At 59.8% G+C, this 13106-nt stretch carries 11 protein-coding genes; 10 read left to right on the top strand and 1 reads right to left on the bottom strand.

The genetic code is table 11. The annotated features are described in order from the left end of the window. Positions 1-121 precede the first annotated feature (121 nt). The 10 genes from nuoG to JFU37_RS00065 all read left to right on the top strand — a co-directional run bounded on the left by nuoG (position 122) and on the right by JFU37_RS00065 (position 11163). Positions 122-2836 (top strand): NADH-quinone oxidoreductase subunit NuoG, encoded by a 2715-nt coding sequence (nuoG, locus tag JFU37_RS00110; RefSeq protein WP_201111667.1) that lies wholly within the window; start codon positions 122-124, stop codon positions 2834-2836. Further along, positions 2833-3840, top strand: coding sequence for an NADH-quinone oxidoreductase subunit NuoH (gene nuoH, locus JFU37_RS00105; protein WP_008146046.1), 1008 nt, complete (start codon positions 2833-2835; stop codon positions 3838-3840). The genes nuoG and nuoH overlap by 4 nt, the downstream gene beginning before the upstream one ends. Before the next feature lie 12 nt (positions 3841-3852). Further along, a complete protein-coding gene (gene nuoI / locus JFU37_RS00100; protein WP_201111665.1) occupies positions 3853-4398 on the top strand; it encodes an NADH-quinone oxidoreductase subunit NuoI in 546 nt (181 codons plus the stop codon). A 9-nt stretch (positions 4399-4407) separates the two neighbouring features. Further along, positions 4408-4911, top strand: a complete 504-nt coding sequence (nuoJ, locus tag JFU37_RS00095; protein ID WP_201111663.1) for an NADH-quinone oxidoreductase subunit J — start codon at positions 4408-4410, stop codon at positions 4909-4911. A gap of 2 nt (positions 4912-4913) precedes the next feature. Beyond that, complete coding sequence (nuoK, locus tag JFU37_RS00090) at positions 4914-5222, top strand: NADH-quinone oxidoreductase subunit NuoK (RefSeq protein ID WP_007940879.1); 309 nt, start codon at positions 4914-4916, stop codon at positions 5220-5222. Continuing rightward, the gene (gene nuoL / locus JFU37_RS00085; protein WP_201111661.1) at positions 5219-7072 is read left to right on the top strand and encodes an NADH-quinone oxidoreductase subunit L; all 1854 of its coding nucleotides are present in this window, start codon (positions 5219-5221) and stop codon (positions 7070-7072) included. The genes nuoK and nuoL overlap by 4 nt, the downstream gene beginning before the upstream one ends. Before the next feature lie 39 nt (positions 7073-7111). Beyond that, on the top strand, positions 7112-8644 hold the full coding sequence (gene nuoM / locus JFU37_RS00080; protein WP_201111659.1) for an NADH-quinone oxidoreductase subunit M: 1533 nt from the start codon (positions 7112-7114) through the stop codon (positions 8642-8644). Positions 8645-8651: 7 nt separating this feature from the next. Further along, positions 8652-10115: an NADH-quinone oxidoreductase subunit NuoN gene (gene nuoN, locus JFU37_RS00075; protein WP_201111657.1), complete on the top strand. Its 1464-nt coding sequence runs from the start codon at positions 8652-8654 to the stop codon at positions 10113-10115. A gap of 393 nt (positions 10116-10508) precedes the next feature. Then, positions 10509-10859 (top strand): toxin, encoded by a 351-nt coding sequence (locus JFU37_RS00070; RefSeq protein ID WP_201112591.1) that lies wholly within the window; start codon positions 10509-10511, stop codon positions 10857-10859. After that, the gene (locus JFU37_RS00065) at positions 10849-11163 is read left to right on the top strand and encodes a helix-turn-helix domain-containing protein (protein WP_201111655.1); all 315 of its coding nucleotides are present in this window, start codon (positions 10849-10851) and stop codon (positions 11161-11163) included. Before JFU37_RS00070 ends, JFU37_RS00065 begins: the two co-directional genes overlap by 11 nt. Before the next feature lie 173 nt (positions 11164-11336). Here JFU37_RS00065 and JFU37_RS00060 read toward each other — a convergent pair whose 3' ends face one another. After that, positions 11337-13079, bottom strand: coding sequence for an ABC transporter substrate-binding protein (locus JFU37_RS00060; RefSeq protein WP_201111653.1), 1743 nt, complete (start codon positions 13077-13079; stop codon positions 11337-11339). Positions 13080-13106: the final 27 nt, after the last annotated feature.

Genomic DNA, 13106 nt, shown 5'->3' with positions numbered 1-13106 from the left:
AGGGTCCGTGCCCTTCGCCTTCTCGTGTGATGACGCCTTGAACGGCTGTGTTGATTCACGCGAATAACAAGATTCCATTAGCCACGCCCGCTGACACCGGGCCAACGAAGAACTTTGAACCATGGCCACTATCCACGTAGACGGCAAAGAGCTCGAAGTCGATGGGGCAGACAACCTGTTACAGGCATGTCTGTCGCTAGGCCTCGATATCCCGTATTTCTGCTGGCACCCCGCCCTTGGCAGCGTTGGCGCTTGCCGCCAGTGCGCGGTCAAGCAGTACACCGACGAAAACGACAAGCGTGGTCGGATCGTCATGTCCTGCATGACCCCCGCCACCGACGGCAGCTGGATCTCCATCGACGACGAAGAAGCGAAAGTATTTCGCGCCAGCGTCGTTGAATGGCTGATGACCAACCACCCCCACGACTGCCCGGTCTGTGAGGAAGGCGGTCACTGCCACCTGCAAGACATGACCGTGATGACCGGCCACAACGAGCGCCGTTATCGCTTCACCAAGCGTACCCACCAGAACCAGCAACTGGGCCCGTTCATTTCCCACGAAATGAACCGCTGCATCGCCTGCTATCGCTGCGTGCGCTTCTATAAGGACTACGCCGGCGGCACCGACCTCGGTGTGTTCGGCGCCCACGACAACGTGTACTTCGGTCGCGTTGAAGACGGCACCCTGGAAAGCGAGTTCTCCGGCAACCTCACCGAGGTCTGCCCGACCGGTGTGTTCACCGACAAGACTCACTCCGAGCGCTACAACCGTAAGTGGGACATGCAGTTCTCGCCGAGCATCTGCCATGGCTGCTCCAGCGGTTGCAACATCTCCCCGGGCGAGCGCTACGGTGAACTGCGTCGTATCGAAAACCGTTTCAACGGTTCGGTAAACCAGTACTTCCTGTGCGACCGTGGCCGTTTCGGCTATGGCTACGTCAACCGCGAAGACCGCCCTCGTCAGCCATTGCTGGCCAACGGCGCCAAGCTGAGCCTCGACGAAGCGCTGGATAAAGCCGCTGACCTGCTGCGCGGTCGCAACATCGTCGGTATCGGTTCGCCCCGTGCCAGCCTCGAAAGCAACTACGCGTTGCGCGAACTGGTCGGCGCCGAGCACTTCTACTCGGGTATCGAAGCCGCTGAGCTGGATCGCATTCGCCTGGTCATGCAGGTGCTGAACGACAGCCCGCTGCCGATCCCGAACATGCGCGACATCGAAGACCACGACGCCATTTTCGTCCTCGGTGAAGACCTGACCCAGACCGCTGCCCGTATGGCGCTGTCCCTGCGTCAATCGGTCAAAGGCAAAGCCGAAGACATGGCCGACGCCATGCGCGTCCAGCCTTGGCTCGACGCGGCGGTGAAGAACATCGGTCAGCACGCGCTGAACCCGTTGTTCATCGCCAGCCTGGCTGAAACCAAGCTCGACGACATCGCTGAAGAATGCGTTCACGCCGCGCCAGACGACCTGGCCCGCATCGGTTTCGCCGTGGCTCACGCCCTCGACGCCAGCGCCCCGGCGGTTGAAGGCCTCGATGCTGAAGCCCTCGCACTGGCCAAACGCATTGCCGACGCCCTGCTCGCGGCCAAGCGTCCACTGATCATTGCCGGCACCTCGTTGGGTTCCAAGGCGCTGATCGAAGCGGCGGCGAACATTGCCAAAGCGTTGAAGCTGCGCGAGAAGAACGGTTCCATCAGCCTGATCGTGCCAGAGGCCAACAGCCTCGGCCTGGCCATGCTCGGTGGCGAATCGGTCGACGCCGCGCTGCAAGCCGTGATCGAAGGCAAGGCCGACGCCATCGTCGTGCTGGAAAACGATCTGTACACCCGTACCGACAAAGCCCGTGTCGATGCTGCCCTGACCGCCGCGAAAGTGGTGATCGTTGCCGACCATCAGAAGACCGCCACCAGCGATCGCGCGCACCTGGTTCTGCCAGCCGCCAGCTTCGCTGAAGGCGACGGTACGCTGGTCAGCCAGGAAGGTCGCGCCCAGCGCTTCTTCCAGGTCTTCGACCCGACGTACCTCGATGCAAGCATTCTGGTTCACGAAGGCTGGCGCTGGCTGCACGCCCTGCGTGCCACCCTGCTGAATCAGCCGATCGACTGGAGCCAACTGGACCACGTCACCGCTGCCTGTGCTGCAAGCAACGCGCAACTGGCTGGCATCGTCAGCGCCGCACCGTCTGCCGCGTTCCGCATCAAAGGCTTGAAACTGGCCCGCGAACCGCTGCGTTACTCCGGTCGTACCGCCATGCGCGCCGACATCAGCGTGCACGAACCGCGTACTTCCCAGGACAACGACACCGCGTTCTCGTTCTCCATGGAAGGTTACTCGGGTTCGGTCGAACCGCGTCAGCAAGTGCCATTCGCCTGGTCGCCGGGCTGGAACTCGCCGCAAGCCTGGAACAAGTTCCAGGACGAAGTCGGTGGTCACATCCGCGCTGGCGACCCGGGCACCCGCCTGATCGAAAGCACCGGTGACTCGCTGAACTGGTTCGCCGCTGTTCCGCGCGCATTCAACCCGGCTCCGGGCACCTGGCAGGTTGTGCCGTTCTTCCACCTGTTCGGCAGCGAAGAGAACTCTTCCAAAGCCGCGCCGGTTCAGGAACGCATCCCGGCCGCCTACGTGTCACTGGCCAAATCCGAAGCCGACCGCCTGGGTGTCAATGACGGCGCCATGCTGAGCTTGAACGTGGCTGGCCAGACCTTGCGTCTGCCGCTGCGCATCAACGAAGAGCTGGGTGCCGGTCTGGTCGCTTTGCCGGCCGGTATCGCCGGCATTCCACCCGCGATTTTTGGCAAATCCGTTGACGGTCTGCAGGAGGCAGCTCAATGACCTGGTTCACGCCTGAAGTGATTGACGTGATCATCGCGGTCCTCAAGGCCATCGTGATTCTGCTCGCCGTCGTGGTGTGCGGCGCACTGCTGAGCTGGGTCGAGCGTCGTCTGCTCGCCCTCTGGCAGGACCGTTACGGTCCGAACCGCGTCGGCCCGTTCGGCGCGTTCCAGATTGCGGCCGACATGATCAAGATGTTCTTCAAGGAAGACTGGACGCCGCCGTTCGCCGACAAGGTGATCTTCACCTTGGCACCGGTCGTGGCCATGAGCGCCTTGCTGATTGCCTTCGCAATCATCCCGATCACCCCGACCTGGGGCGTGGCGGATATCAACATCGGCATCCTGTTCTTCTTCGCCATGGCTGGCCTGTCAGTCTACGCGGTGCTGTTCGCCGGCTGGTCGAGCAACAACAAGTTCGCCCTGTTGGGCAGCTTGCGGGCCTCGGCACAAACCGTGTCGTACGAAGTGTTCATGGGCCTGTCGCTGATGGGCATCGTGATCCAGGTTGGCTCGTTCAACATGCGCGACATCGTTGAATACCAAGCGCAGAACCTGTGGTTCGTCATTCCGCAGATCTTCGGTTTCCTGACCTTCTTCATTGCCGGCGTCGCCGTGACTCACCGTCACCCGTTCGACCAGCCGGAAGCAGAGCAGGAACTGGCCGACGGTTACCACATTGAATACGCCGGCATGAAATGGGGCATGTTTTTCGTCGGTGAGTACATCGGCATCGTGTTGATTTCGGCGCTGCTGGTGACCTTGTTCTTCGGTGGCTGGCACGGCCCGTTTGGCATTCTGCCGCAGATCCCGTTCATCTGGTTCGCACTGAAAACCGCGTTCTTCATCATGTTCTTCATCCTGCTGCGCGCCTCGATTCCGCGCCCACGGTATGACCAAGTGATGGACTTCAGCTGGAAGTTCTGCCTGCCGCTGACCCTCGTCAACATGCTGGTGACCGCTGCGATCGTGTTGCTCAACACGCCCGCCGTCGCGGCTCAGTGAGGATAGAGAATCATGAAGTATATTTTTGACATCGTGCACGGCTTCTTCACTCAGCTTCGCAGCCTGGTGATGATTTTCAGCCATGCCTTCCGCAAGCGCGACACGCTGCAGTACCCGGAAGAAGCCGTGTACCTGCCGCCGCGCTTTCGTGGGCGCATCGTCCTGACCCGCGACCCCGATGGCCAAGAGCGTTGTGTAGCCTGCAACCTGTGCGCCGTGGCGTGCCCGGTCGGCTGCATCTCGCTGCAGAAAGCTGAAACCGAAGACGGTCGCTGGTACCCGGACTTCTTCCGCATCAACTTCTCGCGCTGCATTTTCTGCGGCCTCTGCGAGGAAGCCTGCCCGACCACCGCGATCCAGCTGACACCGGATTTCGAGATGGCCGAGTTCAAACGTCAGGACCTGGTTTACGAGAAAGAAGATCTATTGATCTCCGGCCCCGGCAAAAACCCTGATTACAACTTCTATCGTGTTGCAGGTATGGCGATTGCCGGGAAGCCGAAAGGCTCCGCGCAGAACGAAGCCCAGCCGATCAACGTGAAGAGCTTGCTGCCTTAAGGAAGAAAGATGGAATTCGCTTTCTATTTCGCATCGGGTGTCGCTGTTGTGTCCACGCTTCGCGTGATCACCAACACCAACCCTGTGCACGCCCTGCTCTACCTGATCATTTCGCTGATCTCCGTGGCGATGACGTTCTTCGCCCTCGGCGCGCCGTTTGCCGGTGTGCTGGAAGTGATCGCCTACGCTGGCGCCATCATGGTGCTGTTCGTGTTCGTGGTGATGATGCTGAACCTGGGCCCGGCCTCGGTTCAGCAAGAGCGCGTCTGGCTCAAGCCCGGCATCTGGCTCGGCCCGGTCATTCTTGGCGCCCTGCTGCTGGCTGAATTGCTGTACGTGCTGTTCAGTCACTCCAGCGGTCAGGCCCTCGGCCACACCACCGTAGACGCCAAGGCCGTGGGCATCAGCCTGTTCGGTCCTTACCTGCTGGTGGTCGAACTCGCCTCGATGTTGCTGCTCGCCGCAGCCGTCACGGCGTTCCACTTGGGCCGCAACGAGGCGAAGGAGCAATAACTATGCCTGCTATCCCCTTGGAACATGGCCTGGCCGTTGCCGGCATCCTGTTCTGCCTCGGTCTGGTCGGCCTGATGGTCCGGCGCAACATTCTCTTCGTGCTGATGAGCCTGGAGGTCATGATGAATGCCTCCGCGTTGGCGTTCATCGTTGCCGGTAGCCGCTGGGCGCAGCCGGATGGACAGATCATGTTCATCCTGGTGATCAGCCTGGCAGCCGCCGAGGCCAGTATTGGCCTGGCGATTCTGTTGCAGCTGTATCGCCGCTTCCACACTCTCGATATCGACGCTGCCAGCGAGATGCGCGGATGAATCTTCTCTATCTGACTTTCGTATTCCCTCTTATAGGTTTCCTGCTGCTGGCGTTTTCGCGCGGCCGCTTCTCGGAAAACCTGTCGGCGCTGATCGGCGTCGGTTCCATCGGCCTGTCTGCCATCGTCGCGGCTTACGTGATCTGGCAATTCAACGTCGCGCCACCGGAAGGTGGCCACTACACCCAGGTGTTGTGGCAGTGGATGGCGGTGGAAGGCTTTACGCCGAACTTCGCGCTGTACCTGGATGGTCTGTCCGTGACCATGCTCGGTGTGGTCGTCGGCGTCGGCTTCCTGATCCACCTGTTCGCGTCCTGGTACATGCGCGGTGAAGCCGGTTACTCGCGCTTCTTCGCCTACACCAACCTGTTTATCGCCAGCATGCTGTTCCTGGTCCTGGGCGATAACCTGTTGTTCCTGTACTTCGGTTGGGAAGGCGTGGGCCTGTGCTCGTACCTGTTGATCGGTTTCTACTACAGCAACCGCAACAACGGTAACGCGGCGCTCAAAGCCTTTATCGTCACCCGCATCGGCGACGTGTTCATGGCGATCGGCCTGTTCATCCTGTTTGCGCAATTGGGCACGCTGAACATCCAGGAACTGCTGGTCAAGGCACCTGAGCACTTCAAGGTCGGCGACTTCTGGATCGTTCTGGCGACCCTGATGCTGCTGGGCGGCGCTGTCGGTAAATCCGCACAACTGCCGCTGCAAACCTGGCTGGCGGATGCGATGGCCGGTCCTACTCCGGTTTCGGCACTGATCCACGCCGCGACCATGGTGACCGCTGGCGTTTACCTGATCGCCCGTACTCACGGCCTGTTCGCCCTGGCGCCGGACATCCTGCACCTGGTCGGCGTCGTGGGTGGCGTGACCCTGGTGCTGGCAGGTTTTGCCGCACTGGTGCAGACCGACATCAAACGTATCCTCGCCTACTCGACCATGAGCCAGATCGGCTACATGTTCCTGGCGCTGGGCGTCGGTGCCTGGGATGGCGCGATCTTCCACCTGATGACCCACGCCTTCTTCAAGGCGCTGCTGTTCCTTGCGTCGGGTTCGGTGATCGTTGCCTGCCACCACGAGCAGAACATCTTCAAGATGGGCGGCCTGTGGAAAAAACTGCCACTGGCCTACGCCAGCTTCATCGTCGGCGGCGCGGCCCTTTCGGCCCTGCCACTGGTGACCGCAGGCTTCTACTCCAAGGACGAAATCCTCTGGGAAGCCTTCGCCAGCGGCAACCACGGTCTGCTGTATGCAGGTCTGGTCGGTGCGTTCATGACTTCGCTGTACACCTTCCGCCTGATCTTCATCGCGTTCCACGGTGAAGCGAAGACCGAAGCGCACGCCGGTCACGGCATCGCTCACTGGTTGCCACTGTCGGTGCTGATCGTGCTGTCGACCTTCGTCGGCGCCATGATCGTTCCGCCGCTGCACGGCGTGCTCCCGGAAAGCGTCGGCCATGCCGGTGGCGAAGCCAAGCACAGTCTGGAAATCGCCTCGGGCGCCATTGCCCTGGCCGGGATCCTGCTGTCCGCGCTGCTGTTCCTCGGCAAGCGTCGGTTCGTCACTGCAATCGCCAACAGCGGCATCGGCCGCTTCCTTTCGGCCTGGTGGTTCGCTGCCTGGGGCTTCGACTGGATCTACGACAAACTGTTCGTCAAGCCATACCTTGCGATCAGCCACGCACTACGCAGAGACCCGCTCGACCAGACCATCGGTCTGATCCCGCGTATGGCCAAAGGCAGTCACTCCGCCCTGAGCCGTACCGAAACCGGTCAACTGCGTTGGTACGCGGCATCGATGGCAGCCGGCTCCGTGCTGGTCATCGGCGCCATCGTGCTGGTAGCGGTCTGATATGAACCTTGCGAACTTGCGAAAGGAATTGAGCCCGTCATGATTCTGCCTTGGCTAATCCTGATCCCCTTCATCGGCGGCCTGCTGTGCTGGATGGGTGAGCGCTTCGGCGCTACCCTCCCCCGCTGGATTGCGCTGTTGACCATGACCCTGGAACTCGCGCTCGGCCTCTGGCTGTGGGCCCACGGTAATTATTCATTTGCTCCGGCACCTGGCGCCGATCCGACCTGGGCGCTTGAGTTCAAGCACATCTGGATCGAGCGTTTCGGCATCAGCGTGCACCTGGCCCTCGACGGCCTGTCGCTGTTGATGATCCTGCTGACCGGTCTGCTGGGTATCCTCTCGGTACTCTGCTCGTGGAAAGAGATCCAGCGTCACGTTGGCTTCTTCCACCTGAACCTGATGTGGATCCTGGGCGGCGTCGTCGGCGTGTTCCTCGCCCTCGACCTGTTCATGTTCTTCTTCTTCTGGGAAATGATGCTGGTGCCGATGTACTTCCTCATCGCGCTCTGGGGTCACAGTTCTTCGGACGGCAAGAAAACCCGGATCTACGCGGCGACCAAGTTCTTCATCTTCACTCAGGCGTCCGGCCTGATCATGTTGGTGGCGATCCTGGGCCTGGTACTGGTCAACTTCAACAGCACCGGCGTGATCACGTTCAACTATTCCGACCTGCTGAAAACCAAGATGTCGCTCACTACCGAGTACATCCTGATGCTCGGCTTCTTCATCGCTTTCGCGGTGAAACTGCCAGTCGTGCCGTTCCACTCCTGGTTGCCTGACGCTCACGCCCAGGCACCGACCGCGGGTTCCGTCGACCTGGCCGGTATCTTGTTGAAGACAGCGGCTTACGGTCTGCTGCGATTCGCCCTGCCGCTGTTCCCGAATGCCTCGGCCGAGTTTGCGCCGTTTGCCATGACCCTCGGTCTGATCGGGATCTTCTACGGTGCGTTCCTGGCTTTCGCCCAAACCGACATCAAGCGCCTGATCGCCTACTCCTCCGTTTCCCACATGGGCTTCGTGTTGATCGGCATCTACTCCGGCAGCCAACTGGCGCTGCAGGGCGCGGTGATGCAGATGCTGGCTCACGGTCTGTCGGCCGCGGCACTCTTTATCCTGAGTGGTCAGCTGTACGAACGCACCCACACCCGCGATATGCGTGAGATGGGTGGCCTGTGGTCGAAGATCGCTTACCTGCCGGCCATCAGCCTGTTCTTTGCGGCCGCGTCCCTGGGCTTGCCGGTCACCGGTAACTTCGTCGGCGAGTTCCTGATCCTGATCGGCACGTTCGCCGCTGCGCCATGGATCACCGTGATCGCGACGTCGGGCCTGGTGTTCGGTTCGGTCTACTCGCTGATCATGATCCACCGTGCCTACTTCGGCCCGTCCAAATCGGACGCGGTGTTGCATGGCATGGATGGTCGCGAACTGATCATGGTGGTCGGGCTTGCGGCGCTGCTGATTTACATCGGCGTGTACCCGCAACCGTTCCTCGATACCTCTGCCGCGACGATGCATGGCGTGCAGCAGTGGCTCGGCTCCGCCTTCACTCAACTCGCTTCGGCCCGGTAAGAGCGCTATGGAATTCACGACTCAACACTTTATCGCGCTTGCGCCGTTGTTGATCACCAGCGCCACGATCATCGTGGTGATGCTGGCAATCGCCTGGCGCCGCAACCACTCGCAGACCTTCCTGATTTCCGTGGCAGGTCTGAACCTGGCGTTGCTGTCGATCCTGCCAGCGCTGAAAGTCGCGCCATTGGCGGTGACCCCACTGCTGCAAATCGATAGCTTCGCGTGTCTGTACATGGCGCTGATCCTGGTCGCCACCCTCGCTTGTGTGACCCTCGCCCACGCCTACCTCGGCGATGGCGGTTCGGGTTACCCCGGCAACCGTGAAGAACTTTACCTGCTGATCCTGATGGCCGCCGCAGGTGGTCTGGTACTGGTCAGCGCGCAGCACCTGGCCGGGTTGTTCGTCGGTCTGGAACTGCTCTCGGTACCGGTTTACGGTCTGGTGGCTTACGCGTTCTTCAACAAACGTTCGCTGGAAGCCGGCATCAAGTACATGGTGCTGTCGGCCGCCGGTTCCGCGTTCCTGTTGTTCGGTATGGCCCTGCTCTACGCCGATTCCGGCAGCCTGAGCTTCGTCGGTATCGGCCAGGCCCTAGCGGCCACCGGGCTGCCAAGCTCGCTGGCTCAAATGGGCCTGGGCATGATGCTGATCGGTCTGGCCTTCAAGCTGTCGCTGGTGCCATTCCACCTCTGGACCCCGGACGTTTACGAAGGTGCTCCGGCACCGGTGGCCGCGTTCCTGGCGACCGCGTCGAAAGTCGCTGTGTTCGCGGTGATGGTGCGCCTGTTCCAGATTTCGCCAGCGGCGAGCAGCGGTGTACTGAGCGACGTACTGACCATCATCGCCATCGCGTCGATCCTGTTCGGTAACTTGCTGGCACTGACCCAAAGCAACCTCAAGCGTCTGCTGGGTTACTCGTCCATCGCTCACTTCGGTTACCTGCTGATCGCCCTGGTGGCGAGCAAAGGCCTGGCCGTGGAAGCCATCGGCGTGTACCTGGTCACCTACGTGATCACCAGCCTCGGTGCGTTCGGCGTGATCACGCTGATGTCCTCGCCGTACAACGGCCGTGACGCCGATGCCCTGTACGAATACCGCGGCCTGTTCTGGCGCCGTCCGTACCTGACCGCCGTACTGACCGTGATGATGTTGTCCCTGGCCGGCATCCCGCTGACCGCGGGCTTCATCGGCAAGTTCTACATCATTGCTACCGGCGTCGAGTCGCACCAATGGTGGCTGGTCGGTTCCCTGGTACTGGGCAGCGCCATCGGCGTCTTCTACTACCTGCGCGTCATGGTCACCCTGTACCTGATCGAGCCGAACCTGCGTCGCCACGATGCGCAACTGCACTGGGAACAACGTGCTGGCGGCGTCATGCTGCTGGCCATCGCCGTACTGGCGTTCTTCCTGGGGCTGTATCCACAGCCATTGCTGGTTTTGGTTAAGCAGGCCGTACTGGCGGGTTGATCGCTTAAGCAGTTGTAGGTAGAAAACAGAAACGGCACCTTCGGGTGCCGTTTTTGCTTTTTGGGTTTCAAGATCAAAAGATCGCAGCCTGCGGCAGCTCCTACAGGGAAATGCAAATCCCGTGTAGGAGCTGCCGCAGGCTGCGATCTTTTGAGCTGTATGCAGGCAAGCGGTCAAAAGTCATCGGTTGTCTGGGATGACCTCTTCGTCGGACCGCTTTCGCTCTCCGCTCCTCTCGAATTTCCAGAATACCCTTGCTTGTATATCCGCCTCGTCCTACAGCCTTCTGCCCGTGTTCGAATTTATCGTAATGGCTTGACCGAATTGGCAGGAACACACGCCTTGACCTATTCGATTCTTGTGATAGAAATATACGCAGGTAACGTACAGAACATGGACGCTCTTTTTATCGAATTACCTGGATTTCAAAAGAACAGAAATGACTACCTGGACGACGAACTGTTTCGCAGCTTTCAACTGGAGCTGCTGAAAAACCCGGAAGCGGGCGATCTAGTGGAAGGTATGGGCGGGTTGCGAAAAATCCGTTTCTCCGACCAACGACGAGGCAAAGGCAAGCGCAGCGGATTAAGGGTGATTTATTACTGGTGGTCGGGTTTTGATCAATTCTGGCTGTTCACCGTATATAGCAAAAACGAGCAAGACGACCTGTCACCTTCCCAGAAGAAACTTTTCAGACAAGCTCTAGATAGCGAAATCAACACGAGATCCCACTATGAAACGTGACATTTTTACCGAACTGATGGAAGGCCTTGAGGCCTTGGCCGACGAGCGCCAAGGCAAGGTCACGCTGCGAACTCACAAGGTCAAACTGCCAAAACTGGTACCAATCACTGCTGAGGAGGTGGTAGCCATACGCCAACAGCTCAACCTTTCCCGTTCGGTATTCGCGATGTATTTGCGTACGAATACCCGGACGTTGGAAAACTGGGAGCAAGGACGGGCCAAACCTAATGCTCAGGCAACGACGCTGATTCGGTTGGTTGAGCGTTTTCCGGAGACGGTAGAACAACTGGCAGCGCTAAGCTGAATCCACTGTTATGTCCGATGATGCCATCGCGAGCAGGCTCGCTCCCACAGGTGATCGAGTTCGCTCAAGGGAATACGGTCAAATGTGGGAGCGAGCCTGCTCGCGAAGAGGTTGGATCGGGCACTAACAAAAACGGCACCTTGCGGTGCCGTTCGCCGTTCACAGTCCAGTCATTACTTGCGTGCGTCCGCCCACGATTTCAGCAGTTCGTTGTAGCTCACGGTTTCACCCTTGGGCTTCTCGTTCGCCAGTTTCGGTTTCGGTGCACCCGGCTGGTCGAACCAGTACTGCGCATCGCGCTCGGGGTTCATTTTCGGCGCGCAGACGGCTTGCGCCTTCGAGCGTTCCAGGCGGGACATAATCGCGTCCTGATCCTTGGCCAGACCATCCAACGCCTGTTGCGGGGTTTTATCGCCGCTGGCGGCTTCGGCGATGTGGCTCCACCACAGTTGCGCCAAACGCGGATAGTCCGGCACATTGGTCCCGGTCGGGGTCCATTGCACGCGGGCCGGGCTGCGGTAGAACTCCACCAGGCCACCGAGTTTTGGCGCCAGATCGGTCATCGCTTGTGAGTTGATGTCCGACTCGCGGATGGGTGTCAGACCGACGATGGTTTTCTTCAACGACACGGTTTTCGAGGTCACGAACTGCGCATAAAGCCAGGCCGCCAGTTTCTGTTTCTCAGGCGTGGACTTCATGAACGTCCAGGAACCCACGTCCTGATACCCAAGCTTCATGCCCTCCTCCCAATACGGCCCTCGTGGCGAAGGCGCCATGCGCCATTTCGGTGTGCCATCGGCGTTCACCACGGGCAGCCCTGGCTTGGTCATGTCAGCCGTGAACGCGGTGTACCAGAAGATCTGTTGGGCGATATTGCCCTGGGACGGCACCGGGCCGGATTCGGAAAAGGTCATCCCTGCCGCTTCCGGTGGTGCATAGGCCTTGAGCCAGTCGACATATTTCTGTGTGGCAAAGACTGCCGCGGGGCCGTTGGTGTCGCCGCCGCGAGTCACGCTGGAGCCCACCGGATGGCAATCCTCCACCCGAATGCCCCACTCGTCCACCGGCAAGCCATTGGGCAGCCCCTTGTCGCCACCACCGGCCATGGAGAACCAGGCATCGGTGAAGCGCCAGCCCAGGGAAGGGTCTTTCTTGCCATAGTCCATGTGCCCGTAGACCCGCTTGCCGTCGATTTCCTTGACGTCTTCGCTGAAGAATTTGGCGATGTCTTCATAGGCCGACCAGTTCACCGGCACGCCCAACTCGTAACCGTACTTTTCCTTGAATTTGGCTTTCAGCTCCGGCCGTTCGAACCAGTCAGCACGGAACCAATAGAGGTTGGCGAACTGTTGATCGGGCAATTGATAGAGCTTGCCATCGGGAGCGGTGGTGAAGGAAATGCCGATGAAATCCTTGATATCCAGGGTGGGCGACGTGAAGTTTTTACCTTCATTGGCCATCAGGTCGGTGATGGCTTCGGTCTTGCCATAACGGAAATGTGTACCGATCAAATCGGAGTCGTTTACCCAGCCGTCATAGATGCTCTTGTCCGATTGCATTACGGTCTGCAGTTTTTCCACCACATCGCCTTCTTGCAGCAAATCGTGGGTCACTTTGATCCCGGTGATCTCGGCAAAGGCCTTGGCCAACACCTTGGACTCATACTCGTGAGTGGTCAGGGTTTCCGAAACGACCTTGATGTCCATACCGCGAAACGGCTCGGCGGCCTTGATGAACCACTTCAGTTCCGCGAGCTGCTGCTCTGGCGTCAGGGTGGACGGTGTGAACTCGCTGCCAATCCATTTCTTCGCAGCCTCTTCATAGGCATCGGCCCACGCCGCAGCGCTCAACCCGCTGAGTGCCAGCATGGCTGCCAATGAAACGCTATGTCGCAGCTTATTGTTTTTATCGAACATAGAAACCTCCTGTTTAGATTTCGGAGC

The sequence above is a fragment of the Pseudomonas sp. TH41 genome (assembly GCF_016650695.1).
In the GTDB taxonomy this organism is placed as follows: domain Bacteria; phylum Pseudomonadota; class Gammaproteobacteria; order Pseudomonadales; family Pseudomonadaceae; genus Aquipseudomonas.
Note: the sequence above shows the minus strand (reverse complement) of the source record. Positions and strands in the feature narration are given on the sequence as shown.

Bases quoted from the DNA above. Each gene is read 5' to 3' on its own strand.
- nuoM (WP_201111659.1), top strand. From the start codon at position 7,112: ATGATTCTGCCTTGGCTAATCCTGATCCCCTTCATCGGCGGCCTGCTG.
- JFU37_RS00070 (WP_201112591.1), top strand. From the start codon at position 10,509: ATGGACGCTCTTTTTATCGAATTACCTGGATTTCAAAAGAACAGAAAT.
- nuoN (WP_201111657.1), top strand. From the start codon at position 8,652: ATGGAATTCACGACTCAACACTTTATCGCGCTTGCGCCGTTGTTGATC.
- JFU37_RS00065 (WP_201111655.1), top strand. From the start codon at position 10,849: ATGAAACGTGACATTTTTACCGAACTGATGGAAGGCCTTGAGGCCTTG.
- nuoK (WP_007940879.1), top strand. From the start codon at position 4,914: ATGCCTGCTATCCCCTTGGAACATGGCCTGGCCGTTGCCGGCATCCTG.
- nuoJ (WP_201111663.1), top strand. From the start codon at position 4,408: ATGGAATTCGCTTTCTATTTCGCATCGGGTGTCGCTGTTGTGTCCACG.
- JFU37_RS00060 (WP_201111653.1), bottom strand. From the start codon at position 13,079: ATGTTCGATAAAAACAATAAGCTGCGACATAGCGTTTCATTGGCAGCC.
- nuoH (WP_008146046.1), top strand. From the start codon at position 2,833: ATGACCTGGTTCACGCCTGAAGTGATTGACGTGATCATCGCGGTCCTC.
- nuoL (WP_201111661.1), top strand. From the start codon at position 5,219: ATGAATCTTCTCTATCTGACTTTCGTATTCCCTCTTATAGGTTTCCTG.
- nuoI (WP_201111665.1), top strand. From the start codon at position 3,853: ATGAAGTATATTTTTGACATCGTGCACGGCTTCTTCACTCAGCTTCGC.
- nuoG (WP_201111667.1), top strand. From the start codon at position 122: ATGGCCACTATCCACGTAGACGGCAAAGAGCTCGAAGTCGATGGGGCA.